The 25,918-nt window shown below is 40.4% G+C and carries 25 protein-coding genes, 1 tRNA gene and 1 pseudogene; 11 read left to right on the top strand and 16 right to left on the bottom strand.

The features are described from left to right. Window positions 1-43: 43 nt before the first annotated feature. From PSH48_RS12900 to PSH48_RS12885, 4 genes are all read right to left on the bottom strand, one after another. Window positions 44-2,269 carry a two-component system response regulator gene (locus PSH48_RS12900; protein WP_248530462.1) on the bottom strand — a complete coding sequence of 742 codons (2,226 nt, stop codon included), beginning with the start codon at window positions 2,267-2,269 and terminating at the stop codon, window positions 44-46. A 57-nt stretch (window positions 2,270-2,326) separates the two neighbouring features. After that, a complete protein-coding gene (locus tag PSH48_RS12895; RefSeq protein ID WP_273611706.1) occupies window positions 2,327-5,545 on the bottom strand; it encodes a response regulator in 3,219 nt (1,072 codons plus the stop codon). Continuing rightward, window positions 5,545-6,807, bottom strand: a complete 1,263-nt coding sequence (locus PSH48_RS12890; RefSeq protein WP_273611705.1) for an ABC transporter substrate-binding protein — start codon at window positions 6,805-6,807, stop codon at window positions 5,545-5,547. The genes PSH48_RS12895 and PSH48_RS12890 overlap by 1 nt, the downstream gene beginning before the upstream one ends. 154 nt (window positions 6,808-6,961) lie before the next feature. After that, window positions 6,962-7,037: transfer RNA gene (locus PSH48_RS12885), tRNA-Ala, on the bottom strand. A gap of 164 nt (window positions 7,038-7,201) precedes the next feature. On the opposite strand from PSH48_RS12885, the gene PSH48_RS12880 reads away from it, so the two are divergent. Further along, window positions 7,202-7,603 (top strand): hypothetical protein, encoded by a 402-nt coding sequence (locus PSH48_RS12880; protein ID WP_273611704.1) that lies wholly within the window; start codon window positions 7,202-7,204, stop codon window positions 7,601-7,603. A 1-nt stretch (window position 7,604) separates the two neighbouring features. Continuing rightward, window positions 7,605-8,105, top strand: coding sequence for a prolyl-tRNA synthetase associated domain-containing protein (locus PSH48_RS12875; RefSeq protein ID WP_054983244.1), 501 nt, complete (start codon window positions 7,605-7,607; stop codon window positions 8,103-8,105). Here PSH48_RS12875 and PSH48_RS12870 read toward each other — a convergent pair. After that, a complete protein-coding gene (locus PSH48_RS12870) occupies window positions 8,072-9,217 on the bottom strand; it encodes an MFS transporter (protein ID WP_273611703.1) in 1,146 nt (381 codons plus the stop codon). The two genes, PSH48_RS12875 and PSH48_RS12870, sit on opposite strands and share 34 nt — an antisense overlap. Before the next feature lie 199 nt (window positions 9,218-9,416). Between PSH48_RS12870 and PSH48_RS12865 the strand changes: the two genes are divergently transcribed. The 4 genes from PSH48_RS12865 to PSH48_RS12850 all read left to right on the top strand — a co-directional run bounded on the left by PSH48_RS12865 (window position 9,417) and on the right by PSH48_RS12850 (window position 12,575). After that, a complete protein-coding gene (locus tag PSH48_RS12865; RefSeq protein ID WP_004587650.1) occupies window positions 9,417-9,956 on the top strand; it encodes a DUF2058 domain-containing protein in 540 nt (179 codons plus the stop codon). Between the two features lie 160 nt (window positions 9,957-10,116). Next, window positions 10,117-10,440 (top strand): c-type cytochrome, encoded by a 324-nt coding sequence (locus PSH48_RS12860; RefSeq protein WP_004587649.1) that lies wholly within the window; start codon window positions 10,117-10,119, stop codon window positions 10,438-10,440. Window positions 10,441-10,606: 166 nt separating this feature from the next. Beyond that, window positions 10,607-11,374 carry a class II aldolase/adducin family protein gene (locus tag PSH48_RS12855; RefSeq protein WP_024031462.1) on the top strand — a complete coding sequence of 256 codons (768 nt, stop codon included), beginning with the start codon at window positions 10,607-10,609 and terminating at the stop codon, window positions 11,372-11,374. A 25-nt stretch (window positions 11,375-11,399) separates the two neighbouring features. Then, a complete protein-coding gene (locus PSH48_RS12850; protein WP_054983246.1) occupies window positions 11,400-12,575 on the top strand; it encodes a mandelate racemase/muconate lactonizing enzyme family protein in 1,176 nt (391 codons plus the stop codon). 140 nt (window positions 12,576-12,715) lie between these two features. Here PSH48_RS12850 and PSH48_RS12845 read toward each other — a convergent pair whose 3' ends face one another. The 8 genes from PSH48_RS12845 to zapB all read right to left on the bottom strand — a co-directional run bounded on the left by PSH48_RS12845 (window position 12,716) and on the right by zapB (window position 18,430). Continuing rightward, complete coding sequence (locus PSH48_RS12845; RefSeq protein WP_273611702.1) at window positions 12,716-13,087, bottom strand: hypothetical protein; 372 nt, start codon at window positions 13,085-13,087, stop codon at window positions 12,716-12,718. A gap of 46 nt (window positions 13,088-13,133) precedes the next feature. Beyond that, the gene (locus tag PSH48_RS12840) at window positions 13,134-13,976 is read right to left on the bottom strand and encodes an amidohydrolase family protein (protein WP_273611701.1); all 843 of its coding nucleotides are present in this window, start codon (window positions 13,974-13,976) and stop codon (window positions 13,134-13,136) included. A gap of 10 nt (window positions 13,977-13,986) precedes the next feature. Continuing rightward, the gene (locus tag PSH48_RS12835; RefSeq protein ID WP_054983248.1) at window positions 13,987-14,715 is read right to left on the bottom strand and encodes an SDR family NAD(P)-dependent oxidoreductase; all 729 of its coding nucleotides are present in this window, start codon (window positions 14,713-14,715) and stop codon (window positions 13,987-13,989) included. Window positions 14,716-14,741: 26 nt separating this feature from the next. Then, entirely contained in the window at window positions 14,742-15,230 is a 489-nt protein-coding gene (locus PSH48_RS12830; RefSeq protein WP_024031457.1) for an FKBP-type peptidyl-prolyl cis-trans isomerase, read from the bottom strand. Window positions 15,231-15,297: 67 nt separating this feature from the next. Then, a complete protein-coding gene (locus PSH48_RS12825) occupies window positions 15,298-16,776 on the bottom strand; it encodes a LysM peptidoglycan-binding domain-containing protein (protein ID WP_264390646.1) in 1,479 nt (492 codons plus the stop codon). A 36-nt stretch (window positions 16,777-16,812) separates the two neighbouring features. Beyond that, window positions 16,813-17,835 (bottom strand): MBL fold metallo-hydrolase, encoded by a 1,023-nt coding sequence (locus PSH48_RS12820; protein WP_273611700.1) that lies wholly within the window; start codon window positions 17,833-17,835, stop codon window positions 16,813-16,815. A 62-nt stretch (window positions 17,836-17,897) separates the two neighbouring features. Continuing rightward, a complete protein-coding gene (locus PSH48_RS12815; RefSeq protein ID WP_004587640.1) occupies window positions 17,898-18,200 on the bottom strand; it encodes a cell division protein ZapA in 303 nt (100 codons plus the stop codon). After that, window positions 18,200-18,430, bottom strand: coding sequence for a cell division protein ZapB (gene zapB, locus PSH48_RS12810; protein WP_024031454.1), 231 nt, complete (start codon window positions 18,428-18,430; stop codon window positions 18,200-18,202). Before zapB ends, PSH48_RS12815 begins: the two co-directional genes overlap by 1 nt. A 238-nt stretch (window positions 18,431-18,668) precedes the next feature. Here zapB and PSH48_RS12805 point away from each other — a divergent pair, with 238 nt between their 5' ends. Further along, window positions 18,669-19,508 (top strand): 23S rRNA (adenine(2030)-N(6))-methyltransferase RlmJ, encoded by an 840-nt coding sequence (locus PSH48_RS12805; protein WP_273611699.1) that lies wholly within the window; start codon window positions 18,669-18,671, stop codon window positions 19,506-19,508. Between the two features lie 43 nt (window positions 19,509-19,551). Here PSH48_RS12805 and PSH48_RS12800 read toward each other — a convergent pair whose 3' ends face one another. From PSH48_RS12800 to PSH48_RS12790, 3 genes are all read right to left on the bottom strand, one after another. After that, window positions 19,552-20,367 carry an META domain-containing protein gene (locus tag PSH48_RS12800; protein WP_273611698.1) on the bottom strand — a complete coding sequence of 272 codons (816 nt, stop codon included), beginning with the start codon at window positions 20,365-20,367 and terminating at the stop codon, window positions 19,552-19,554. Between the two features lie 117 nt (window positions 20,368-20,484). Then, a complete protein-coding gene (locus PSH48_RS12795; protein ID WP_055252603.1) occupies window positions 20,485-21,051 on the bottom strand; it encodes a PhnA domain-containing protein in 567 nt (188 codons plus the stop codon). A gap of 69 nt (window positions 21,052-21,120) precedes the next feature. Further along, on the bottom strand, window positions 21,121-21,879 hold the full coding sequence (locus tag PSH48_RS12790; protein ID WP_273611697.1) for a substrate-binding periplasmic protein: 759 nt from the start codon (window positions 21,877-21,879) through the stop codon (window positions 21,121-21,123). Window positions 21,880-22,024: 145 nt separating this feature from the next. Between PSH48_RS12790 and PSH48_RS12785 the strand changes: the two genes are divergently transcribed. The 4 genes and pseudogenes from PSH48_RS12785 to PSH48_RS12770 all read left to right on the top strand — a co-directional run bounded on the left by PSH48_RS12785 (window position 22,025) and on the right by PSH48_RS12770 (window position 25,914). Continuing rightward, window positions 22,025-23,290 carry an EAL and HDOD domain-containing protein gene (locus PSH48_RS12785; RefSeq protein WP_273611696.1) on the top strand — a complete coding sequence of 422 codons (1,266 nt, stop codon included), beginning with the start codon at window positions 22,025-22,027 and terminating at the stop codon, window positions 23,288-23,290. A 2-nt stretch (window positions 23,291-23,292) separates the two neighbouring features. Continuing rightward, entirely contained in the window at window positions 23,293-23,901 is a 609-nt protein-coding gene (locus tag PSH48_RS12780; RefSeq protein ID WP_273611695.1) for a paraquat-inducible protein A, read from the top strand. Window positions 23,902-23,964: 63 nt separating this feature from the next. Then, entirely contained in the window at window positions 23,965-24,330 is a 366-nt protein-coding gene (locus PSH48_RS12775) for a hypothetical protein (RefSeq protein WP_273611694.1), read from the top strand. A 262-nt stretch (window positions 24,331-24,592) separates the two neighbouring features. Next, window positions 24,593-25,914: pseudogene (locus PSH48_RS12770) on the top strand (TolC family protein). Window positions 25,915-25,918 lie beyond the last annotated feature (4 nt).

Here is a 25,918-nt window from a genome sequence, read left to right as displayed (position 1 = left end):
ATACTTCACATATAAAAAACGCCGATTGTTTAATCGGCGTTTTTTATGCATTTTGCAAAGTATGGTTTAGTTTTTCTAGCCAGCTTTCTAATGGCTCAGGCCGGTGCAGATGGTATCCTTGTAGGATAACCTCAGGGTACTCTTGTAATAAGTCAAAGTGCGATTGATTCTCGACCCCCTCCGCTACCACTTCTAATTGAAACAACCTACCAAGGCTGACAATCATATCAATAATTAATTTATCGTTGTTATCAGTGGGGGCTTCAAGTACAAATGAGCGATCTATTTTTAGCTCATGAATAGGTAACTGTTTTAAGTAGGTTAAACTTGAGTAGCCCGTGCCAAAGTCATCTATTGATACGCGTACGCCCAGCTTTTTAAGGTAGTGCACGGCTTCAATGGCCGCTTCCATGTGATTAAGTAGCGTCCCCTCTATTATCTCTATAGTGAGTTGCTGAGGATTAATATCAACACTTTTAATTTGTTGGCTTATAAAGTTTAAAAATCGCGGTTCATGAAAATGTCGACCGCTTATATTTACTGAAATATTCAAACTTGGGTGGCTGTATTTAAGCTTGGTAAGTAAATTAAGTGCATTAGTCGTAACCCAGCAGTCTAATTCAAAAATAACATCAGATTCTTCAGCTATTGATATAAATTCACATGGGCTTATGAAGCCTTTTTGAGGGTGATCCCAGCGCAGCAGTATTTCTGCGCCTTTTAACGTTTGCTTACTATCAAATTGCGACTGCAAAAATATGGATAGCTCATTATGCGGAATGGCTTTTCTTAAGTCTTGTTCAATTTCAAAGCGTCGTTTAGCTTGCTCGCCAAATGAGGTATCAAAAAAAGTAACTCTGTTTCCGCCTTTTTCTTTGGCTTTATAGCAGGCTGCTTCACAATTTCTTATTGTCTCAATAGCACTTTCCCATACATCGTCTCGCGGGAAAATATAAGTGCCTATACTAATTGTTAAGCTAACCTCTTGCCCATCAACGTCAAAAGGGCGGTTGACTGCGTTTAAAAGCTCTTGCGCTTTGTTTTCAGCGATTGATTGAGCGCGTGTACGCCCAATTCCTTTATCTACGCTACATAAGGCGGCAAATTCATCACTGCCTAAGCGTGCAATAATATCTTTTTTATCTACATTGGCATGAATACGCTGAGCAAGCTCCTTTAAAATATTATCCCCTGCTAATAGCCCTAAACCATCATTAATAGAATGGAAGCTATCAATGTCGATAATATAAATGTAGGCATAGGTCTTGTCGCTACTACAATCTTGTAGTTGTTGTTCTAATTGCTTTAAAAAACCGTTACGGTTTGGCAGCTTAGTAAGCTCATCATGCCAAGTTAGGTAATCTATGCGTTCTTGCGTTACTTTTACGCTTGAAATATCACTAAAAACGCCAATGTAGTGAATGTTGGTGTCTTGCTCGCCCTTTACCATGCTTAGTGTTAATAGCTCAGGGTATAACTCACCATTTTTTCTTCTGGTGACAAGCTCACCACTCCAGTAGCCTGCTTCGTTTGCGTGTTTCCAGACCTTGTCAAAGCTGATATTAGGGTGGTTATTCTTTTTAATATCTTTTAGATCCATTTCCAGCGATTCGGCCTCGCAATAGCCGGTAATTCTACAAAACGATGGATTAACAGCGATAATTTTTCCTTCGCTATTAGTAATTACAACACCGTCGGCCGTGCTGGTAAGCGCTTGGTAAAATAACTTTTGCTTAGATGACAGCTGCTTTAGCTCTTCCTCACGCTGGCTTAACTCTTTGGCAAGAGCTTCTATTTCTAGTAATTTGTCGTGTAAGTCAAAGTTTTTTTCAATGAGTCTGTCTAGCATGCCTTGCGCAGTAATATGTGTGCGTATGCGTGCTCTAACCAAAGCTAATTTGTAGGGTTTATGAATGTAGTCAATGGCCCCCATTGTAAAGCCCTTTTCTTCCGATTCCTCTTCGGTAAGTGCGGTAACAAAAATGATGGGAATACCTTTGGTGTTTTGCTTTGCTTTTAATATTTTACATACTTCATAGCCATCCATGCCTGGCATCATAATATCGAGTAAAATTAAATCTGGGCGTGTGGATTCAACAAATACAAGCGCTTGTTCACCACTTGTTGAAATGCGTACATCGTAGTCTGCAAGTAGGCCTTCAACTAATACATGTAGGTTGCTAGGTTCGTCATCAACAATGAGTATCAAAGGCTTTCGCGGTTGAGCTACTGCAGGTTCATTGTTGCCAGCTAGAAAGGTTGAATGCACACTAAATCCTTATTCTTTAATTACTTCTTAAAGTTAGTTTATAGTTGCCATAATTGTCTAGTTTTTATAGTTATTTCTGTAATCGTTAATAAGTTTAATCACTAAAGCGTAGTTAAAGTTATCTATTGCTTCTTTTAACTCAAATAATGGGTGTGAGCGGGGGAATTGCTTACGCTCAATTTCTCTAATTAATTGGCTAGGGACTGGGCGGGCAGATAAAGCTAAATTGTAAATATTATCTATTAATGTACTTTTTTGTTCTGAATGCTCTGCACCTGCAGGTACTTGCGAAATAGAGTGTGTAACAAGAAATTGCCTAACAGCATATAATGTTAATGTAAGCTGCTCATTAAACTCGGTTAAATCAACATCTGCTTTGTTTGCTAGCGCCATTTCAGCCTTTTTGGCGCATTGCTCTAATAACTCTAAGCCTAATGTACCGGCAAGTCCTTTTAAACTATGTATTGCCATAGATAGGCTTTTAAATTCATTATTACTAAGGCTGGTGGCCGCAATATCTGTAAAATTACTATAATCATCAATAAATTTAGTAAATACAGTATTTATAAGCTCGCTATTGCCATCAAGGTTATCTATTGCGAGTGCTAAATTTAAAGTACTAAGTGTATGAGTTTTCTTTATGTGTTTTTCTATCGTCTCATACAGTGCGCCAAATAATAGTGGTTTTACTAAGTAGTCATCCATTCCAGCTCTAATAGCAGCTTTTTTATCATTAGAAAATGCTGCAGCAGTGATTGCTATTATTGGTGTTATATAACCTCGCTGACGAAGTATTCGTGTTGCCTCTAAGCCATCCATTACAGGCATTTGAATATCCATAAAAATTATATCAACTTCATGCTTGTCTACGCATTCTAATGCTTCTTTACCATTATTTGCCAAGACAACGGTCATATTCATTTTACTAAGTAGGGCTTCTATAATCTCTTGGTTAATCGGATTATCATCGACTACTAGGGCTGTATAGCCAGTATATTGTGGGTAGCTATCACTGGTAGGCAGGTTAGTCGAATCGGCTAGCAGCAAGCGCATTAATTGCGATTCAGGGTGGCTATTACCTATAGTAATAATATCAATATGTTCGCTATCGGGCACTGCTTGTGGTTGTTCTTGGTCACTAATAAGGAGAATGAGCAATAGTTTGTGCTTGTTTCTTTGTTTTTGTAAGTAGAGCTGCCGTAAAATAAAGTTATCTTTTAGTTCGGCTTGTAATAATGCCATTAATACAATACTAAACGGATTGTTAGGTTGAGAGATCTTCGCAATGGCGCGCAGTGGCTCTTGGGTAACTTCTGTCGTTATATCAGCATTACTTAGCAGCTTAGTGAGCGAGTTTATTTGCTTTTTATCGGGGCTTATAAGTAGCGCATGTTTTTTAAGTGTTTCTTGGTTTGTCATTTTAAATGGGAGTGTAAAATAAAATTCACTCCCGACGTGAGGCGTACTGCGTACTTGTATTTCGCCGCCTAGTAACTTGGTAAGTTGCTTACAAATAGTTAAACCTAATCCCGTGCCGCCATATTTGCGGGTTGTACTGGAGTCGCCTTGGAAGAACGAGTCAAAAATGGATTCTGTTTGCTCTGGCGTCATGCCTATGCCAGTGTCTTTAATACCAAAACGTAACTGTATATTTTGCTTATCTTGTGTGGTGGCCTCAATACTTAAGGTTATTTCTCCGCGCTCTGTAAACTTTATCGCATTACCCACGCAGTTATTAATGATTTGGCTTAAATAAAGTGGGTCGCCCATCAGCTCTAGCCCTGCATCAACATGCAATACAAAATTAAGGCGCAACCCTTTTTGTTTAGCATTTACTGAAAATAAATTTTTCACATTAGAAACCACGGTATGCAAAGTAAAAGGGATTGATTCAAGCTTTACTTTGTCAGACTCAAGTTTAGAAAAATCGAGTACGTTATTAAGTATTTGCAATAAATTTTGAGCACTTGAAAATGCTTTATCTGCATAGTGTTTTTGTTTTGCAGGAAGAGCGCTGCTTTGTAATAGCTGCAGCATTCCTAAAATACCATTCATTGGAGTGCGTAGCTCATGGCTCATATTAGCAACAAAATCGCCTTTCGCTTGGTTAGCATTTTTTGCCTGAGTCATAGCGACGGTTAGCTCTTTGTTCATTAATTCCATTTTAGTATTGAGCGCTTGGGTTTGTGCTAATAGTGCCTTTGTTTGTTTGTTTTTTAAATACAGCGCATTAGCCGCAGTAATAACCGAGTTAATCTCACTTTGATGATGTGTATTGCCATTAAGTGTAACTTGTTTTTCATTACTCATATCATTTAACAGCTTAGTTAATTTCGCGATGGGCTTAATGACAGAGTTAAAAATAAAAAAGGTGATTAACGTGATAATAACAGTAATTAAAGCTGCAAATAGGTTTCCCATCTCTGTACTTTTGAGTACATGATCTCTTAGCTGCTGTTCTGTCTGGGTGAGCTTTTGCTTCTCTACATCCCTTATTTTTTCGGCTAGGTAAAGCAGCTCGTTTTCTATTCCTGTTAAAACTACATTTATCGAAAACGTATAACTACGAGTTAAAATAACTAATTGGCTATACGCTTGCTCAAGCTCATCAGTATTATTAAGCAGGTTAACATTAGCGGTTTCAATACTCGCCAGTAGGGTATTTAAGTGTGCTAGGTTATTTTGCACATTTTGTGCTTCATCATAATTTGGCTTGTGTAAATAACTGGTTGCTGCTTGTTCTATATTGCTAATAGTTAAGAGTATATTCACTATTACGCTTTGCTTGCTTGTTTGCGTGTTTTTTTCAAGCTCATTAAGTTGTGCTTTTAGGGTTTCAATAGGTTGTTTGAACTGTGTAATGTACAGCTGCTCTCGTTTGGTTCTATTAACGACTACACGTTTAAATGTATCTTGGTAATTATTTAAGTACTCGTTTAGGCGCTTTACCTTATTTTGGTAACTTTCATCATACTCGTTTAAATTTTCACTTAGCGTGTCTAAATTCATTTTTGCAGCATTTAAGTGCATATTAAACTTTTCAATGGTATTGCTATTAGCATGATCTAGATAAGCAATGGCTTGGCTTTGTAAAGAAATCACATCGTGTTCTAAACGGGTAACGGACTCGCTTTGTAATAAAGCTTTGTGCTGCGCATTTTGCAGCTCAAAAAGTGATTTTTGCGAATAATTGAATAGGTAACTTTGCAAAATTAATAAAGTAATTAATACGCATAGAGCAATTATTATTTTTGATTTTATTGAACGGGTTATCATTATCTGCTTATTAACTCATACCATTTTTGCAAGCTGTAATCGTAAGTCGGCATAACGCTATTCCAAACAGCTACATTGCTTAAGCGTTTTAAATAGCTACCACCATTTCGCTGCTCGCCGGCTTTTACTGCGACTTGTTTTTGGGTGTTTAGTAAGTCAACCGTAGTGGGCTTGCCTAAGTACCAGTAATTCCATTCACTTGGTGAAAGCATTGCTTTTGAGCGCTGTGGATTACTAATGTAATACCCTTGGCGAGCAATAAATGCGCCGGCCCATCCCGAAAGCCACCAGTTCATGTAATCGTATGCGGCATCTTTTTGGTTTTTATTAACCTGTGACGATAAGCACATTACCCCATGCCAGCCACGGTAGCCCTCTTTTGGAGCGGCAAATCGTACGTTAACATTTTGACTATTGAGCGCGGCCACAGCGGGGGAAAACATACTTTCTATATGCACGCGTTGGCTTTTCATAAATTCAACAGACTCTGGTACCGAGTTCCAATAACCTGCAAAATGCCCTTGGCGTTTATAGTCAATTAAAATACTAAATAAACGGTCAAGCTCGGAGCGAGTAATCGCACCAATATCTTTAAATGTTATTAACCCTTTGCTTTGTGCTGCCAAGGCAAGGTCAAATAAGCCAATTGTGGGTGCATTTACAATGCCTACTTTACCCCGGTGGGCATCATCAAGTAACCAGCCCCAGCTTTCAGTTTCGTAGGCAATACCAGGTTTTATCTTGGCGGTGTTATAGCCAAAAGAGTCAACATTATGTACATAAGGTAAAAAGCTAATGTAATCGCTTTCGTTTGCGCTTAGTGTGCCGTCCTCTTGTACATTGAGTAATTTATAAGGGGCGTCGCCTGCACCTAATTTTGCATCGGGGGTGAGCTTCCCTGTTTTGGTAAGAGAATTTATTTCATTAAAGTAGGTTAGCCGTTTTTTTTCTATGGGCTGAATAGACCCCGCCCGCCAAAGCACATTAATACTGTTTGACCATTGCTCGTATAAATCAAATGAGCCAGGGTCCATGGAGGCTTTTTGTAATACGGCAGCACTTCCGGCAGGGGAAAATTCTATATTTATGCCTAAATCAAGCATTGCTTGTTTACGAATGGCTTCTTGTAGCGTGACATGTGTTCCTAAGACTCTTAGGGTTACTTTTTTTCGGGCAAACACATAAGGTACATGAGTAATTACGCCCGCGGTTAAACCGATGACAGCGAGCTTTTTTAATGTGGTGCGTTTAGGGGTATCCATTGTTTAAGCCAAAAGTATCACTGCTACAGATGAGATAATTTATAGCCAACAAAGACTAAACAAACAAGGAATGCGCAAATATAAAAGTTATTTTGTAGAAGATAAAAGAATAATAAGACGATGAAAAATAGGAAGTAATAGAAGAGTAGGAAAGTGGTGGAGCTAAGCAGGATCGAACTGCTGACCTCCTGCGTGCAAGGCAGGCGCTCTCCCAGCTGAGCTATAGCCCCACATTCCTAAATTACATAGTTGTAATTACTTGGCTGCTGAGTTCCAAGCGGGGTGAACTTTAAATATTTTTATAAATTTGGTCAAGTATTTTTTAGCAATATTTAACTGTTATCGTTTATTTTTGATAGACTCGAGAAAAATACCTCGCGAAACGACAAAAACAATGAAAAAAAGTATCTGTATACTTGCTTTGCTACTTGCAGGGTGTGCAAGTAATGAAGCGCCTCCTTATGAAATAAATAACAAGCAGTTTTATGAGAACGTGGATGAGCAAGGTAACAAAATATTTGCTTATGTTGTATCGGTAAAGGCTGAGCATCGCAGTAACATAAACTTAAATAACGGCGGGCGAGGCGAAAAAAGACCGAGCCGCTCTGATGTAAAACGTTTCATAGAACAAGAACACTTCGAAGACTCTAGTGTGTTAAAACTTAAGCTTGAGGATGAAGCCGTCAGGTTTTTAAACGAAACCCTCAGTGAAAATAACTATTGTGAAAAGAAACACGAAATTACACAAGTGCTATGGCGTGACTTAAGTGTGCAGCTAAGAGGGCGTTGTTTGTAGTATGTTGGCCGATAAAGCAAAGCTTGCGCAGTTGTTAGCGCAATTAGGTATAAATTACGATGTAATAGAACACCCTGCGTTACATACCAGTTTAGATGCTGATGCATTTATGGTGGAGCGCCCAGGTACGCGACTTAAAAACTTGTTTTTGCGTGATAATGAGGGCAAAAAGCACTTTTTAGTAATTACCGCACACGACAAACAGCTCGATTTAAAAACCCTATCTAAGCAACAGGGGCTTTCTCGGTTGGGGTTTGCCTCTAGCGAGCGGTTAGCACGTTATTTAAAAGTGGCGCCTGGGTGTGTGTCTATGCTTGCTTTAGCAAACGATAAACAAAGCAACGTTACTTTGTGGCTTGATCAAGATATTTGGTTTAATGAGCTGTTTCATTGTCACCCGTTTGAAAACACCCAAACTTGGCTGCTTACAAAAAATGATTTAAATACCTTTTTTGAGCATACAGGGCATCACCCTCGGGTAATGTTTTTACCTTCTCGATAGCCTAAAGTGACTAATACTAAACCAATAAAACACACACTCAGTAAGCAAAGCATAAATGCAGTTTGCCCTGAGTGTTGATAAACAATACCTGGCAATAACGAGCCCAGTGCCCCACCACTATAATAAAACGATACATACCCGCCATTCGTTACACTTGCAGGCGCTCTGCTAATCTTGTTAACAAGTGGAGCAGCGCTTGAGTGTATAACAAACATAGCAGCACAAAATAACGTAAACGCGATTAAAAACACACTCAGTTGCTGGCTTATAAGTAATACAATGCTTAAGTTATACACGATAAAAACCGCAGCAAGTAAATGCCAAGCTGAAGGCACTTTTTTAGCAAGCCAAGGTGTTGCAATAGAAGCTAAAACACCGATTAAGTAGCCGCTGTACACTAAGCCAATATCGCGTGTGTTTGTAATTAAAAAGGTGTTTTGCAAAATAAATGGTAGGTAATTTAATAAGGCTGCAAAGCAAAAAAACATACAAAAAACGGCGCCATACAATTTTAGTACTGCCGCATCTTTTAGCTGCTTAATATACGTTAACGGCGTAAGTGCTGACTGATCAGATACCACAAAGCCCGTGGGCTTTATACTTATAGCCAGGCCAATAAGCACAATTGAAATAACATAATAAAAACTTTGCCAATGCCATACATCACTAAATAAAGCGGCCAATATTCGGCCAAAGTAGCCCCCAGCTATGGTACTGCCTATGTATAAGGTCATATTTTTTTGTAAGGCATCTGCGCTGTAACGTATACCAATAAAGCTTGTCATCGCGGTAAGCGCGGCAGGTAAGGTTAAGCCTTGTATAAAACGCACCAAAAGTAATAGCTCAAAACTTGGCGCTACTGTAAACAGTATGCAGCTCACTCCTAAAATAAACATAGCAATACGTAAAATAATAAGCGGGTTTTGCTTGGCTAAAAATAGCCCATAAACCAAAGGTGCAATTGCTAAAGGCAGCATGGTTACGCTCATTAAGCTGCCGGCAAGCGCAGGGGGAACGTTAAATTCGCTAGCAAATAAGCTCAATAAAGGCTGAGGTGCGTACAGCACAAAAAATATAAACACCGAGCAAATAAGTAAATGAGCAAAACGCATTGTAAGGCTTAAAACATAAGCTGATAAGTTAGCCAAAGTATATGAAAAATGGCTTATATTTCATAGGTTAAATCATCAACAATTGCGCTAAATCAAAGTGTATATTCAGCCCTTTGCTAGATTAATGCTAATAGCACTGTTATTTGTACTCGTTGGTGATTAAAATAAACCTAATATAAGTTTTTAGTGGAACAAAGCCATGGGTTCATTACAAGACCAATTGCTGCAAGCAGGGTTAACAACATCGCACAAAGCTAAAGTTGCTAAGTCAGAAAAACGTAAGCAACAAAAAAAGCAAAAAAAAGGGGCTACCAGTAACCCAAGCGATCTGCAAAAGCACATACAGCAAACTAAATTAGAGCAGCAAAAAAAGGCTGAAGAACTTAACCAGTCGCGCCAAGAAGAGCTTAAGCAACGTGAGCAAGTCGCTCGTGTTAAGCAAATACTTGAGCACCATAACCAAGACTCTATTCGTGGTGAGCGTACCTTTAATTTTACTTACGATAACAAAGTAAAAGGGATAGATGTAAACGAGAAAACCCAAAAAGCGTTATCGGGTGGTCGTTTAGCTATTTGTGTACTGGAAGGGCAGTTTTACGTACTCGATGATGAGCCGGCGCGTAAAGTCGCAGAAGTTGATGAAAAGTACATTGTTTTTCATGTTGAACCTGAAAACAAACCAAAAGATGAAGACGACCCATATGCAGACTTTGAAGTACCAGATGATTTAGTATGGTAAGTGTCTGTTCAGTATTGTTTGCTAAAGTTAACAACAATGGCTGAAAACGTAGTCATGTTTGTTTGATCGCCTAACGTAAATTGATACGTATGCTTTTTACTAGATTGTTTACTACAATCAATAGACTATTTTCTAACCGTCAAAAAGAAGAGTGAATATAATGAGCAAGATGAAAGCACTAATAGTAGGCGCGGGTATTAGTTTAGCCGCAAGTTTTTCGTTTAACGCCGCCGCTGCTGATGGCGAAGCCCTTTACACCCAAAAAATGTGTCAAACATGTCACGGTGCAGAAGGTAAGGCACCTATTATGGGCGCATACCCTAAAATTAATGGTCAAAACAAAGACTATTTAGTGGCCCAAATGAAAGATATTAAATCGGGCGCGCGTAGCAATGGTATGACTGCCGCAATGAAAGCAATGGTTGCAACGGTAACGGACGAAGAGTTTGAAGCAATTGCTGACTACCTTTCAAAGGTAAAATAAAGCACCGCGTTTAAAAACGTATTATCGTTTTAAATTAAAGCGCAGCGTAAACAGCCACACAATTGTGTGGCTGTTTTGTTTGTGTTTGCTATAAAATTAATACTGCTTTAGACTTCTAAACATCTATTCGTACTTGAGTTGTTGTACGTATTTTAAAAGGCTGATTATGATTGATTTACCCCAACTAGATTTAAAAAATAAAGTGTCGGAGCAAGAGTGGCAATTGCGCGTAGATTTAGCTGCTTGCTACCGATTAGTAGAGCATTTTCGTTGGGGGGATTTAATATACACGCATTTATCGGCACGTTTACCTGGCACTGATCACTACCTTGTAAATGCGTTTGGCTTAACGTTTGACGAAGTAACTGCATCAAACCTAGTAAAGGTTGATTTGCACGGCAATATTATTGACGACACCCCCTTTAGCATTAACCCGGCTGGTTTTACTATCCATAGCGCAATTCACGAAGTGCGTGAAGATGCTCATTGTGTTATTCACTTACATACTAAAGAAACCATTGCCGTTGCTACACAAAAAAATGGCCTATTGCCACTAAGCCAATACTCTATGTTTTCGCTCCCTTCACTGTCGTACCATGGCTATGAAGGGCTGGCTGTAAATGATGACGAGCGCAAAGTATTACAAGATGATTTAGGCAATACCAATCATATGCTATTGGTAAATCATGGTGGCTTAACCGTAGGTCCAACCGTAGGCGATGCCTTTATGCGTTTTTATGACTTGCAACGTGCCTGCGAAATTCAGCTTGCATTACAAGCCAGCTCACAAGAGGTTATTCCGGTGCCGCAGCCAATTATCGATAATATTTATAACCAAGCTAATGTGGTACATAGTGGCAGCACAGGTGGGCAATTAGCGTGGCCTGCCATGTTACGAAAAGCGTACCGACTTGATCCCAGTTTTGCACAATAGCCTGCGTGGCTAATAAGGAATTTTAATGAAAGTAAATCGCGTAGAAGTATTTGATATTCATTGCCCAGAGCGTCCAGCCTGGACGCCGGTTTTTGTACGTATTCATACCGATGAAGGTATTAGTGGTGTAGGTGAGGCTGGTTTAGCTTACGATTTAGGCCACAGCGCAGCAGCAGCAATGATAAAAGAAATGGCTGATGCTTTTTTAATTGGGCACGACCCGTTTCAAACCGAAAAGTTATGGTCGCGTATGTTACGCGAAAGCTTTTGGGGTTTAGGTGGCGGCCCTGTTGTTTATGCAGCAATGAGCGCCATAGATACAGCACTTTGGGATATAAAAGGTAAAGCACTTGGTTTACCGGTATACCAATTACTGGGCGGCAAAGTAAACGATAAGCTACGTACTTATGCATCGCAGCTACAGTTTGATTGGGACAGCGAATTTAAAGCATTAGTACAACCGCAAGAATACGCAGAAGCGGCGTTAAAAGCGATTGGCGAAGGTTATGATGCAGTAAAAGTTGACCCTATCCAATACGATAAAGACGGCAATACGTATTACGACCGTACTAAAATAATTTCTCGCGCCGAAATGAAGCTATACCGTGCTCGTATGCAAGCTATACGTGAAGCAGTTGGTGACGAAGTGGATATTATTTTTGAGTGCCACAGCTTACCTGGCGCGACCTCTGCTATACAAATTGGTGAAATAGCCGAAGAGTTTGATTGCATGTACTACGAGGAGCCAGTTAACTACTTAAACCATTCTTTACATGCAAAAGTAGCAGATAAAGTGGCAGTGCCAATTGCAGGCGGTGAGCGTTTATACAACCGCTGGGGTGTGCGCCCTTATTTAGAAGATCAAAGCATTGATGTACTTCAACCCGATATCGGTTTATGTGGTGGCTTTACTGAAACTAAAAAAGTGTGTGACTACGCTGATATTTTTGATGTGCGTATTCAGGCGCATGTATGTGGCGGGCCAGTTGCAACAGCTGCATCGCTTCATTTAGAAACCGCTATTCCTAACTTTTTGATTCATGAGCATCATACATATGCCATTAAAAAGTGGAACCGAGAGCTGTGCTTACAAGATCCACAACCAAAAAATGGCTTTTTTGAAGTATCAGAAGAGCCAGGCTTAGGCATTGAATTAAATGATGAGATTGTTATGCGCTCGCAGCGTGTAGAAATTAAATAATTTAAGCTTTATTTAAAGAGCGTTATTTAAATACTATTGTTTAAAGTAAAAGCCGGTAAGTGATAACTCACTTACCGGCTTTTTTTATAGCTGTGTTTCTCTAATACCGATGAGCAATACCATTTGAATAGTTAGTGGGTTTAATTGGCAAGATTGATTGCACACGTAACGCCTTTTATCTCAGCGGTGGCTTTACTATCAAGGTGGCGTATATAGCAGCGATTATTGTTTATCATTAACTCAAATTGATCGGGAAAGTTAAGCTTTTGATTGGCTGTTATATCGCTACGGTTTGTGTTTTTAAGAGTAAAGGTACTGGTGTGAATAAAGATATCGTCAGCAAGCGTTACGTTTTTTATATGCATTAAGCGCTCTATAACACGCTCTACCGCTTGGCTATTTGGCTCGGTAAGTAAGGCGTGGTGCAGCTTAGGAGTAGGCTGCGTGTTAGATGCGCAACCACTTAAAATAGTTAAAATGCCAAGGGCTGATAATTGCGAATGTATTGTCATAGTCATTGCCGCATTTACGTAAGTGGTTAAATTTAATATAGCTGATCTAGGGTATGTTATAAAAATGCTTAGCATTTGCGTAGCTAAGGTTGTGCCATATTTTATTTGTTTTACACAAGGCTTGATGGCTATGCCAAACATCATTATAGCTTGCGTTAATTTGGCAAACCGGAAAGTTACTCGCAAACATAATGCGCTGCTCGCCAAAGTACGAGAGCATAGTTTCAAAACAATCTTGTTGCTGTTGTAAATTCAACGCTAAAAGCTCAAAACCCGAAAACTTAATCGCTACATTATTGTGCGCACTTAGCATGCGAATGCTTTGCTGCCAGTTATTAATATTATTAGGTAGTCCGCCATGGTTTATTATTATTTTTAGCTGAGGCAGCGCCTTAGCGTAACGAGCAAGCTGAGCGGCTATTGCGGTATTTTCAAGCTCAAACTGGGCTTCATAATGCAGCCCTTGCTGGCAAAGGGATTGCAAATTACTAAAGCACTCTGGGTTTAGTAATCGCTGTGCGTCTGCGCCTTCGGTGATATCCCGTATGCCTGTTAAATGCGGGTGGGCAAGGGCGTTTATTGCTTTTGCAAATTGCACAGGTGCGCAATCTAACTGAGCGTAACTAATGGCTTTAAAGGGAAGTTTTTTTAAATGCGCCGTTAGCCAATTAAGTTCGTTAATGGGGGCGTTGTTATCAAAACCTGCCTCTATATGTACTATGCCGGCGAGGGTAAAGTCACTGCTCTCTAGTAGCTTTTTTTCACTAATAGGTTGTTTTATTAACTCTAAATTTGGCCATGCTGGTGGGTTTTCGCCTTGCAGCCAAGTATATTGCCCCTCGGCAAGGTTAAAAAAATGCACGTGGGGGTCAATAATTTTTAGGCTCATCGGCATGTGCTCATTGTGTGGTATAGCCGCCATCAATATTTTGTAGGCTACCGGTTATAAAACTTGCATCATCACTTGCTAAAAAGCTAACTAACGCGGCAACTTCATCAGCTTGTCCTAAGCGGTTTAGCGGTTGAAGGCTTGCCTCTTCTGCCACTATATCGGCCTTGTTAGCCCCACTTTTTTTACAATAAGCATCTATCGCGTTGTGAAATAGAGGGGTTTCTATTGTCCCTGGGCATACCGCATTCGCGCGAATATTAAATTGGGCGTAATCAAGCGCTGTGGTTTTTGCCATAGAAGCAAGAGCATGCTTTGTCAGGTTGTAGGCAAACGAGTTAGGTTTACCAATTATTGCCTGATCTGAGGCTATTAAGATAATGGCACCATTGTTTTGCGCTTTCATGCTGGGTAGTACACTTTGTACAGCCGCATAGGCCCCTTTAACGTTCAATGCAAATAACGCATCGAAAGTATGCTCATCGGTATCCTCAATGCTAGCACTGAGGTGTTTACCGGCGTTAGAAACAAGTACATCTATGCGTGGGCTTTGTTTACAAATGGCCGTAATACATGCTTTTACAGCACTAACATTACTCACATCGCATTGGTGAAAAACCCCCAGCTCGCTGTACTCAATATCCAAATTGTGCACCGTGTAGCCATTTTCAATAAAGCGTTTTACAACCGCTAATCCAATGCCTTTTGTACCGCCTGTAACAATAGCAACCTTAGACATACTTGCTCCTAATTTAAGGTGTGTGATTAGTGAGAGTGACCACAGCCGCCTTCAGCGTGAACATGGCCATGCGAAATCTCTTCACTGGTTGCTTCACGAACCGATACCACTTCTAAATCAAACGTTAGCGTTTTGCCTGCAAACGGGTGGTTTAAATCGCAATCTGCATTAAAGCGGCCTACTTTAACTAATGTTACTTGGTGTTGGCCTTGGTTTGAGTGCACCATCGCAGTCATACCTGGTTTCCACACTTTTACGTCACCTTGTAGGTGCTTAAGCGGAATACGCTGAATTAAATCGTCAACGCGCTCACCGTATGACTCGCTAGGCTCAAGTGTTACGCTAAACTTATCGCCTGCGGCTTTGCCTTCAAGGGCTTTTTCTAAGCCAGGAAGCATGCCTTCGCTGCCATGAATATAGCTAAGAGGCGCGTGGTTTACACTGCTTTCTAGTTGCTCGCCCGCTTCGCTTAATGTGTAATGAAATTCAACTGCTGAATTTTTGCTAATTTGCATGCTTGTCTCTTTAAGTTTTTGACTAAGTTAAAAGCCGATTTTACGCGAAATACCGAGCTTTATAAACTCAGCGTGGTTGAATAAGTGATTTTTGTAGATCTTGCAGTAAATCTTGTTTTTGTTGCGGCTGTTTGGGTTTTTCTGCCTGGGGAATAAATAGCGTTAATTGCGTGCCAGGCTTTAAAATGCTTGAGGCACTTAAGTTGTTCCATTTAGCTAAATCACTGTGTGGCACTTCGTAAAGCTGACTAATGCTCCACAAGCTATCGCCTTGTTTTACTTCATAGTCTATTTCAATGGTGGGGATCACGACTTCTTGTGGCTCTAAATAAGGACTAATTTGATAATCTATAGTGAGCGATTTTGGGAGCGTTTTAGGCTGTCCAACCAGCAGTTTTTCACCTATGCCTATCATATTATTTTGTTTGCCATTGAGCTGCTTTAACGCGCTTACCGACATGCTGAAGCGTCTTGCAATGCTGTATAGCGTATCATTTTTTTTAACGATGTATTCGCCTGCAAAATTAGACTTAAAAAACTGACTTTTTAACAGTGCCTCTTGGCCGATAGGTAAAAGCAATGAGTGGGGGCCATTCGGTGAGCTTTGATTTTTTAAATAGCCTTGGTTAAGCGCGTGCAACTGTTTTGAGCCAACCCCAGAGAGCTTAGCGATGACCGAAAAATCAAACTGTTGGCCAACATTCATTTGCGTTGTTATTGGTTTATTAGCCAGTTTAGGACGCTTAAAGCCTTTTTGCGGGTGTTTAACTAAGTAGCTTAGCGCTAACAGTTTAGGTACGTAGTCGGCCGTTTCTTTTGGCAGCTTTAGAGAAAAGTAATCGGTACTTTTACCGCGTTTTTTATTTCGCTCAATGGCTCGTTTAACCCGCCCCTCACCACTATTATAAGCCGCTAGGGCGTGTAGCCAGTCGCCATCAAAGCGTTTGTGTAAATAGCTGAGGTATTCAAGTGCGGCATCGGTGGAGGCAAGTACATCTTGTCGTCCGTCATACCACTGATCGGATTTAATGCCAAAATGATGCGCCGTGGCGGCCACTAATTGCCAAACGCCTACCGCTTGCTGCGATGAGGCAATGGTGGGTCTAAAATCACTTTCTACAAAGGGCAGTAAAGCCAGCTCCATAGGCAGGCGCTTTTGCTCAATTTTTTTTACGATATGATACAAATAAGGCGCGGCGCGTTTATTTACAGTGGGCAAATAGTTAGGTTGTTTTAAATACCAGTTAATACGCTTTTTTAAGGCGCGATTTTGATACACCGTAAAATGTAGGTTGTTGGCAATATGCACCCATAGGTTTTTAGCTTTGGCGGGGCGCTTTTTTACAATTGTTTTTTTTGCCTTTACCGGCGGCGCAGTATTGGCTTGCTGTAATTGTTTTGGCTGTACAGGCTCAAGCTCTATTTGGTTTTCGTAGCTTGGCTCAAAGTGAGTAAAAATTTGTGGTGCGTCTGTTTCGGGTTGTGTTTGTGTGCTGTTACAGCCATACAAAAAAATAATTACACAACTTACAAGCAATCCACGCATCTTCATCTCTTATCTACAATCCTTTATTTTATAACACTACTGCGCGTGCTCAATTAACTGGGCGCGCTTAAGCCCAGCCTGTAAAAATAACTGGCTCGACTTTGTATTTAACGCTTCTTGTTTATATGGTGCTAAAACATCCGCAGGGAAACTCTCAGTAAGTTGCTCAAGCGTTTGTTTTTTATTGTTTTTCACATGGGTTATTAAATTTGTTAAAAACATTAAAGGCTGCTTAAGTTGCGCTTTTACAAGCGCCCCGCCGTGGCCAGGAAGTATTGTACGCAAATTAGGCTGATTAATATAGCGTTTGAGCAAGGCTTGCCAATTTTGTAACTGGCCGTGGCCTGGGTAGGGTAGCCAGTCAACAATATCGCCGCCTATTAGCAGCGTGCCATTATTGGTACTAAGTGTTAAATCGCCGTTTGTGTGGGCTTTTTCGGGCGTTATTTGTACCGCAAAGTTACCTAAATCAATACTTTGTTGCTCGCTGATTACGGTGCTAGGTGATCTTAAGTGATAGGTTTTCCAACGCAAAAAACGTTGTTTAGCTAAAGAGAGCTTTTCGCGCCACTGTGTTTGCTGTTGCTCGGGTAATGTGGCTAAGCGCTGATAGCTCAGCTCTATACTTTTTTCATAGCCTGCTAACTTATCATCGTAAGCCTGTTGGTATGTGGCAAAATTATCGGCTACCTGTTGATGTACTATTAGCTGCGCTTTTGGAAAAGCATTTTGTAATACGGCTATGCCGAGTAAATGGTCGTCATGAAAGTGAGTCGCAACTAAATAACAGAGCGGGGTTTTAAGGTGTTTTTTTAACTGTTTTGCCAGTGCTTCAACGGCTGCAAAGTTTCCGCTTGCATCTACCATGAGTGCGCATTGCTCGCCCTCTATGAGCACTTGGTTGGAATCGTAAAAACGTAATTTATCTTGTTGTTTTAAAAATTGTACATTTTCGTTTATTTGCTGCCAAGTAACCGCTGCCTTACTAGAGTGAGAAAATAGGCTAAGGGTAATAAAAAGGGCGGGGATTACAGTTACTAAAAGGGGTTTTAATGTCATTGTGTGTCTCTGCGCAGCATTTATTTACCCTCATAATAAACAAAAAGCGCACGGGGCGCTTTTTATTTTTTTATTGGGTCACTCGCCAAGCATTGGCTGAGTTTATCAATGAGTTGATCTTGCTGCTGTTGCTCTACACTGGCATGCGTTTTAGCTTCTAGCAACTCATGGCTAAGTGTAAGTGCTGCTAAAAGTATCGCCTGTTGTTCGTTGCGAACTGATGAGCGTTGCTTTGTTTGCTCAACCAAGTCATTTAAATTTTGTGCTGCTGCTATTAATGCATCTTCTTGCCCAACCGGGCATGCAAACTGCTGCTCTTTACCTAGCAACTCAACTGTGACCCGCTGGTTTTGCAGCTCAGACATTAGCTTGCCTGTTGTGCGCTTTGTAGTTTATCAAGTAAGCCTGTTAACGTAGAGCTGGCATCTTTTTGCTTTTCTTCGTTTTCAAGGGCTTCCAGTTGTAAAATTTCGTTTTCGTCGCTTAGTTTTGCGTTTTGCTCTTTTAAGCTAGCAACATCTGTTTGTAATTGGTTGTTGCGCTCGATAAGCGAGTCAATCAGTTGTTCGAGTTGTTGAAGAGTTGTGTTGTTCATAAAGGCGCTCATATAACTGTAATTAATGTCATGCAAATGTAAAGCAAAGTGTGTTGTTTTGCCAGCATTTACGGTGGTTTTAGCACAATTTTATTGTTTATTAAGTGATAATTCAGGGTGGCGGCTTTTTTGTTCATAAATGGTTCACTTAACTGCTCGCTAAGCGGTGTATAGGTTGCCAAAATACAGAGCTTATGGTTCACTGCCGATATTAAATTGCGTATAGCGAAAATTAACAATGCTTAGTTACAGACACTCTTTTCATGCAGGTAACCCTGCCGATGTGCTTAAACATTTAGTACTTGCACAGGTACTTCAATATCAAACCATTAAAGATAAACCCCTCGATTATATTGATACCCACTCTGGTGCGGGATTTTTTGAGTTAAGTTCATCTGACGCCCAAAAAACACAAGAATACAAAGAGGGCATTGCTAAGCTTTGGCAACATAGCAGTGAGCACGAGGCGCTAAACGATTATATTGCATTAATTAAATCGTTTAATGATGGGGACGAACTGGCGTTTTACCCCGGTTCGCCAAAAATTGCTGAGCATTACTTACGTCGTCAAGACAAAGGCTGGTTTTTTGAATTACACCCGCGCGATTTGCAGTTACTTGAGCAAAACATGCAAGGTAAGCGCTCTATTCGCGTACGTGGCGAAAACGGTTTTGCCGGATTAATAGGGTTACTTCCGCCAGCTTCGCGCCGTGCATGTGTGCTTATTGACCCACCTTATGAGATAAAAGACGATTACGAAACTGTTGTAAGCACACTAGTTAAGGCGCACCAGCGCTTTGCAACCGGCACATATATGATTTGGTATCCCGTTGTTGATAGAGAGCGAATCAATACAATGGAGCAAGGGCTGATTGAGTCGGGAATGCGTAATATTCAATTATTTGAGTTAGGCACGCAAGCGGATACTGACGTACACGGTATGACGGCATCAGGCATGATTGTTATTAACCCACCGTGGAAATTAAAACAAACCATGGACAGCATATTGCCTGAGTTAGTTGAGCTTTTAAGTGAGTCTAGCGGGTTTTATAGAAGCGAGCAGTTAGTCGACGAATAACTGCTTGCCATTATGTAAAGTAAAAGCCCAGCTGGGCTTTTATTTAATTAAAATAAACCGCATTAAAGGTGGCAAGCGTGTTGCCACTGCTATCTTTTAATTCTAAAGACTCGCCTTCTATAGCCCACTTTTGCGTGTTATTGAGCATGTTTAACATAGCCGCTTCTTGCTCCATGCTTTGTGAGCACATTTTTTTTGTACTTGCCAATTGGCTAAACGAAATTGAATGTTGCTCTGTGCTGTAGCTGCCGCTGACGTTATTACACCCTAAAAAGCCGTTAACGCGGTTATCTTTATCAAATTGTATAAATGGCTCTTTTGTTCTTACACTGACTGTTTGCGCGTTAATTGTAACGGCTTTCCAGTATGTATTTGTAAGGGTAACATCACTTTTAGGTGAGGCGACTTTTTCAAGCTCAATTTCGTGAAGAATCCCCGACTTTGCATTTTTAAAAGGGTCGTACTGCATTGTGCTGGTATAAAGAACCTTGTCTTTATTAATGATTCTAGCGGTGAGGTTATAGCGGTGTTTATCAACAATGTTGTTGTCATCATAAGCTAGCTCCACGGTATACGGCGGCGCTTTATTTATATCAATTACTTGTTGCGTAATTATTTCGGCTTTTACATCTGCTTTTGACACATCAGATAGCGTTACAATTAGTTGTGAGCCAGGGCGTGGCATACTGCGATCTTTATAGCTCACTTGCGTGGTTAAACCCATAACGTTTTTTTCTTGTACTGTGGATTGTGATTCGTTAGCTGGTTTTTCACAGCCCGCTAATGTGAGTGCACTTAGGGCTAATAAACCTAAGCCAGTAAATGTACGTTTTTGAAACCTAAATTGCTGCTTTGCCATGCTTGCGCTCCTTATTCCTATATTGCTGGTAAGTGTAGGGGGGAGGAGCTTAATCATGGCTTAATTTTTTAAGGCACAAAAAAAGGCGCTAATGCGCCTTAATATAATGCTTTAACGCTATTTTTTTACAAACTTTGTTAAAATAACAATACGTTGGCCGTCTACTCGTCCTTCAATATGTTCAGGGTTATTTGTTAAGCCTATATTGCGTACTGCTGTGCCGCGTTTGGCGGTCAAGCTACTACCTTTAACGTCTAAGTCTTTAATTAAAGTAACGGTATCGCCAGCTTGTAGCACTACGCCGTTACTGTCTACGTGTTTAATATCGTCATCTTCAGCAAGGGCTTTTTTGGCCCAAGTAAGGGTGTCTTCCTCTAGGTAAATCATATCTAGCGCATCTTGTGCCCAGCCATTATCAACAGCTAAGCGCGTTAGCATTCTGTAAGCCACTACTTGTACGGCAGGTGTTTGGCTCCACATGCTGTCGTTTAAACAGTGCCAATGTGTTGGGGTAAGCTCGCTGTTGTTTTCTATTTGATCTTTACAGGTTTGGCAGGTGTAAATGCATTTGTCTGAATGGGTTTCGGTAACAGGAGGCACTTCGTAAACAGATAAGTGTTCGGTTGCGCTGCATAATTCACACTGGTTATTACTGCGTTCGATTAAGGCTTTTTCAATACTCATAAGGCGTTCTTATATAGGAAGAGGTTTACATTTGGCCGTATTATACCCTAGCAAAGGTAGGCGGCGATACTAATCCCTTAAATTTTGTGCGGGTATTGGGTTAATGTATTTATCTTCAATGTGTTTTATGTAACCACTGCTATGTAAGTGTGCAAGGGCTTGGTTAATTTTAGGCAGTAACGCTTTGTGCTTAGCAAGTAAACGCACTCTTAAATAACCATGCGAATGCTGGGCGCCAAACTCAGTATTAATATTTAGTTGTTTAGACCAATACGCTGCGGTATGAGTACCCATAATGGCAATATCAATACGCGCTTTAGATAATGCAATCATTAGCTCTTTTTCAGAGGGAAAATCGACGCGGTTAAATTTTGCATCATCATGGTAGTAGTAGCCAAGTACTGTACCGACCTCTTTAGAGTATAAACTTTGCTTAGTTTGATACTGCGCGACGTTATCAGGCAGTGCGACAATCATTTCGGTTGCGGGGATCAGCGGCTCTGAAAAAATATAGTAAGGGTTATCTCGCTCGCTTTGCGCTAACCATTTTAAAGAAATTACATCAAAATCAATAATGCCGTTTTCTAAGTATTTGGTAATTCGCTTAGTGGGGAGCTCAACGTGATTGGCGGTAATATTTGCTTGCGCCATTAAAGCGGTGATTATTTCTGGCAAAATGCCGGGTTTTTCTGGGTTGCCGGTGTAAAAAGGGTAGTGACTACCTGACGCACTGACATTGTAATTTAGTTCTGGCTGGTTTTGCTGGGCATTAGCAAACGTAGCAAGATGCAAAATAAATAAGGATAAAAACAACTTTAAAAAATACAAATAAGTAACCTTTGCTAAACTTTTAACCTTGAGCGTTATGTAATTTAACTCCGCTTGCAATGATCCTAGAATCTTCATAGCAGTTGAATTACAGTGTATAACCTCATTGTAATAAACAGCGCCAAATTAGATAGGTTTTTATTAAGTGAATCCCACAAATATTTTTCAGAACGGACAAAAGCTAACACAGTTTGTTGCAAGGCAACCTATTTTTGATGCGCAGCAGAATGTGTTTGCTTATGAGCTGCTTTATCGCGATTCAGCCTATAATGCATTTCCTGTGGGAACATCTGATGAGCAAGCAACCAGCCGTTTGTTTTTTAATACACTGATGATGCTAGGGCCAGACAAACTTACAGCGCATCATTTAGCGTTTATTAACCTTTCTTCAGCCACTATTTTAGAAAACTTTCCTAAATTGTTAGTACCACAAAATTGTGTGTTAGAAATTGTTGAGCGTACGAACAAAATAGCTGAGGTAACTCAGCGCGTGAAAGCGCTCAAGCAAGAGGGATACAAGTTTGCCTTAGATGATTACGATGGCGACGATAAATGGGCGCCATTACTTGCGCATGTAGATTACATTAAAATTGAAATGGACGATGTAATAATTAAAACCAATATGCGCATAAAAAAAATTAAACGCGCTAATCCGCATGCAAAAATTATTGTTGAGCGCATAGAAACTCATGCGCAATTTCACTCGTTAAAACAAGCCGGTTGCGATTTATTTCAGGGTTACTTTTTTGCCCGCCCAGAGATGATCACTTACAAAGATGTGGAGCCGGGTAAGGTGATTGTGTTTGATTTACTGCGCTTTACGGCAAAAGAATCTTTATGCTTTGATGAAATACAAAAACAAGTAGCCAGAGATGTGGCAATTACAGCGCGAGTATTGAAATTAGCGAATGCCCGCTCGGGCAGTACTAAATTAACCATTACTTCTATTTCGCAAGCGGTTGTGTATTTAGGAGAGGACAGCATAAGGCAGCTGGTGCGGGTACTGGCGCTAAGCGAATTAGGCGCCGATAAACCCACAGAACTCACAAAACTTGCCTTAACCAGAGCGCAGTTTATTGCGCTATTGCTAGGGCAAAACCACGCAGAACTGGTTGGTCAGGGCTACTTGGTTGGGTTGTTTTCTGTGATGGATGCAATTTTAGATACAAACCTTGAAGCAATTGTTAAAGAGTTTTCGCTAGATGAAAGTATTGCCCAGGCATTATTAAACAATGAGGGCATTTTAGGGCAAAGCCTTGCGCTTATTAGGGCGTTTGAACTAGATGAAATGGATAAAATAGCGGTGTTAATGCCGGCAATAAACAGTGATTTGCATATAGGTCATATTTTTAATTATGTTCTTGATGCACTGTTGTATAGTGACGAAATTATTGAGGCTATTGCAGAATAAATATGCGTAATTGGTTATCTATTTTAAGTATTGTGGTTGCATTAGGGCTGTTATTTCCTGGTGTTACCAAACCTGTATTATCGATTGAGGGGAACATTGATAAATCGCAACTCGCCAAAGCAGGCATAGAAATGCTGGCTGAGGAAGGCGATGGCCGTACCCGTAGTATGTTAATGATGTTCTCTAGCATGTTGGGACTTGATAAATTAGAGGGTGAAATAAACGCGTATAGCAAAACACAAAGCATTTGGGGAACCGTAAACGAGCTAGCTAATAATAATAATTTATTGGTAGCGGCGTTAGTTGGGTTGTTCTCTATTGTGATCCCAAGCTTAAAATTACTGTTGCAATTACTGTATTGCTGCTTGTCGGCCAGCGCATTTAAAAATAAGTTAGGTGTGGTTATTTGCGCACTGAGCAAGTGGAGCATGGTGGATGTGTTTGTTATTGCGTTAATAGTGACTTATTTGGCAGGCAATGCACATGGGCAAAGTAGCGATTTACTAATTATGCATAGCACTTTTGGTGAGGGATTTTGGTATTTTAGTGCTTATTGTATTTTTGCTATTTTAGCGAGTAGCTTAATTAAACCGCCTAAAAAAGAAAATTAATTATTTGAGTTAGCTTAATAACTCAAATATTATTACTGGGTAATTTACTTAATAGGCTTTGTTTTGCAGCGTTTTTACTCAAATTTACTCGTTGTTGTGATGCTACTCACGTTTGTGGGGCAAGCCGTTGCGTCTGTAAATCAGCAGTGCGAAATGCCACATATGAGCCTATCAGCAAAGCATGCCACACATGTAATGAGCGAGAGTAAATTGCATAAAAGTATGATGGAAATGGATTGCTGCAGTGATGAAGCAGATGTTCAAAATGATTGTCATTGCCCAATAAATGGCTGTGGAAGCAGCTCTATTTTAACGTCCCCGGCCTTATTTACTGCTTTTTCGTTATCGAGTGAAAAAGTTACCCAGCTTAATAGCGGTATTTCCTCCCCACCTAGTAATACCTTATATCGCCCTCCTATGTTTGCTTAAACGCAGGATAGGTGTGATACCAATCGACTTGATTATTTAATCATTTAGCGTGCCAAATAAAGCGTTAACAGCGTTATAAACCTCTCGTGTAGAGCAACTACATGTCGATGTTTATGCCTTGTTATCACTCTATTTAACTGTCGTTATAAATAACTAATAACTCAACATCATTGGTATGAGTGAAATTTAGCTATATTCGCTAAAAGCGCCTGTTCTGCTTGTTAATTTAAGATTTTATTTTTAATTTTAGATGGAGCAGGCAATGACCCGCACTGTAATTTTTAAAGCTTTATTACTGAGCGCCACCTTATTTGGTGCTGTATTTAATAGTGATGCTATAGCAAAAGCATCAACCCTTAATTTAACGGATGCCATAAACCTAGCGCTCAATAACGAGCCGTGGCTGAGCGCCAGTGAGCAAAAGCAAGCCGCCGCCACAGCGCAAAGTATTGCTGCAGGTACTCTACCAGACCCCGTATTAAGCATAGGTTTGCAAAGTGTACCCGTAGATGGCTTTGCGTTTGATCAAGAAAACATGACGCAGTTAAAAGTGGGTATAAGCCAAAGCTTTAGCCGTGGTAATAGCCTAGCACTTAGCCAACAAGTAATAAAAGAAGAAGCACTTGAGCAGCCGTGGCTTAGGGCCCAGCGAAAGGCGCAAGTAAAAGCTAGGGTAATGGAGCTGTGGTTAAATGCCTACAGAGCACAGCAAAGTATTGCGTTAATTGAACAAGATAAAGCATTGTTTAGCCAGTTAATTGAAGTTACCGAAGCCAGTTACTCCAGTAGTTTAGGTAAAACCCGTCAGCAAGATATTATTCGCTCACAATTGGAGCTCACACGCCTTGAAGATAAACTGATTGTATTAGCGCAGCAGCTAGATGCCGCTAAACAAGGGTTAGCCCAGTGGTTACCACAGAGCATATTACGCCAACCATTAAGCCTAACTTTTACAGCGCCAGCCCCGCTTACCCAATTTAATAGCTTAGACTTTGATGAGCTCATTAAGTTACTTATGGCGCATCCCTCTATAGTGGCTATAGATCAACGTATAGCCGCTAAACGCACACAAGTGAGCCTTGCTAAACAAAGTTATAAGCCACAACTTGGCGTAAATATGGGTATGGCTACCGCGCTGATAACCAAGCTGGTGAGTCGCGTGCTGATTTGCTTTCGGTGGGGGTGAGTATTGATTTACCTTTATTTACCGACAATAGGCAAGACCAGCAAGTTAATGCGGCTATTGCTAATGCAGAGGCCATTAAAACCGACAAACGCGTGGCGCTACAAAGCTTAAAAGGACAGTACTTTAAAGAGGTTAGTCAACTTGAGCGAATTGAGCAGCGCAATACGCTTTATCAAAACACGTTATTACCGCAAATGTCGCAGCAAGCTCAGGCTACTTTAAACGCGTATACCCGTGACGATGGCGACTTCTCTGATGTTATGCGCGCGCGTATTAGTGAGCTAAACGCCAAAATAGATGCCCTTAATATTCAAATAGACAAACACATAATTATTGCTCGCTTAAATTATTACGCAGCCAGTTTAGACTCGCTAGTAATGGCTGAGTTACAAGGATAAAACA

The organism is Pseudoalteromonas sp. Angola-4, assembly GCF_028599265.1.
GTDB classification, from domain to species: domain Bacteria; phylum Pseudomonadota; class Gammaproteobacteria; order Enterobacterales; family Alteromonadaceae; genus Pseudoalteromonas; species Pseudoalteromonas atlantica.
This window is presented reverse-complemented; position numbering and strand designations above follow the sequence as displayed.